Origin of the sequence: Bacillus sp. V33-4 (assembly GCF_002860225.1) — a bacterium.
Taxonomy (GTDB): domain Bacteria; phylum Bacillota; class Bacilli; order Bacillales; family Cytobacillaceae; genus Bacillus_BJ; species Bacillus_BJ canaveralius.
This window is the reverse complement of record NZ_PGVC01000075.1, coordinates 1-1,628: the sequence shown is the minus strand read 5'-3', so window position 1 is coordinate 1,628 and position 1,628 is coordinate 1. Positions and strand designations below refer to the sequence as shown.

Below are 1,628 nucleotides of genomic sequence, written 5' to 3'. Positions count from 1 at the left end.
GTTTGAGTCAAGCATTTGTTGGCGGAATTTATTTCCACCTAAAACGTGTAAGCGGATTCATGAATTTGGGGTTCTTTCTTGTTGATCAATAGTCGTTTTTTAAAATCCTTTAAGTGCCTTTAAGGCTATGTATACCGGAATATTTCCCTTTCCCTTTAGATATTGAATATTATCCCTAGTGGCTTCACCAATTGTGCTTGTCACCCTCTCCACATAATGCCTTGGTGGGTTCGTTACCTCTTTGGACTCTGTCCATCTCTCAACCCGCCCAAACAACGTTTTCAAAGCCAGTTTGTCCAGGAATGCCACCAATCCGGTGATCATGGCACTTGCACCGTTTTCCACCCAGCTGCGGCCGTTTTTCAGCCGTTTTGCGAACACGCTCATCGTTCCTTCCGCACTCCCCATCGGCCGCATTCTTTCCGTATCGATCCCTTTTTCCTTCAGCCATTTACGATAGTCGCCTAAGGCCTCCGGATACTGTTCCAGCTGATGAATCAATTCCTCCAGCCGTTTCTCCTGCGCTTCTGTTTCGAGTGTTCCAACTGCACTATTCAGTTCTGTAATCAATTTTTCGCCGTTGTAGGAGGCAAGTGCCTTTTGCATTTCCCGGTAGCGGGGATGTTCACGAAACAGCCTTCGGATATCACGTGCCACATGGAAGCGGTCAATCGAAAAGAAGGCACGCCCGTTGAAGTGCTCCCGGCAAGCCGTTATCCACTTCGCCCCGTCGCCGTTTATCACAAGCCTGTGGACGGCTGGATCATATTCGAATGTGTCAATGAGAAAGTCCTCAAACGCTTCCCAAAAGGGCTCTTTCCCGCGATGGACGAAATGCCTTTTATCTTTAAGAGCGACTCGTTTTCCGTTGATTTCCCATCCTTGATGGACCGCTGCTATCTTTTCTTCCTTGCCCCTTTTCCCTTTCTCTTGCCTCTTCACGTATAACCCGTCCACCTCCACAAACAAAACAGGACGGTGTATAGGTTGGCGTTCTTTCGGGATGCTGGTTACCTTTAAAAGGTGCTGCCGGATGGCTTCATGGCTGATGACACGATAGCCAAGCAGAGTCTCAAGTGTGTTGGCTGCCTTGCGGTAAGAAGGGCCCGTAACGGCCAGCTCAATGGCTGCTTCCTCAATCAAGGGACTGAATCCGCCCGCACCCTCGAACTCCAAATAACGGTCAAGGAGATAGACATACTCGCCTGTCTGCCTGTCCCGATAATAATTCCTTTCTACCTCGATTTCCCCAAATATGCTGACCAACTTCAGCACGCGCTTGTCTTGAAGACGATACTTCTTTACATCGCGTTCCTTTGCGATCTGTTCGTCCATTTCTGTCAGTACGCTGGTCATGACAGTCGAAAAGGTTTCCTGTAATTTCCTCCATACCAGTTGCTCAATCTGTTTTAAATTTGGATAATTCGTGGTATTCTTTTGCATGAGGGTCACTCCTTAGAATCGGGTTTTTGTCGACTATGATTCTAACAAGAGGAGACCCTCTTTTTCACGTTTTTTGCTTTTCCTACCGCGCGTTCGCTTGGTGGCCCTTCTCATCCAGCTAACGGCTACGCCATTATCTGGATGAGAAGGGAAATAATTCTCCTACAAACATTTTACTCATACTT

At 47.5% G+C, this 1,628-nt stretch carries 1 protein-coding gene; it reads right to left on the bottom strand.

Annotated elements, in window-relative coordinates:
* Positions 1 to 99 precede the first annotated feature (99 nt).
* Positions 100 to 1,443, bottom strand: coding sequence for an ISLre2 family transposase (locus CVD23_RS20735; protein WP_101667051.1), 1,344 nt, complete (start codon positions 1,441 to 1,443; stop codon positions 100 to 102).
* Positions 1,444 to 1,628: the final 185 nt, after the last annotated feature.

Coding starts and splice junctions, on each gene's coding strand:
- CVD23_RS20735 (WP_101667051.1), bottom strand. CDS start 1,443: ATGCAAAAGAATACCACGAATTATCCAAATTTAAAACAGATTGAGCAA.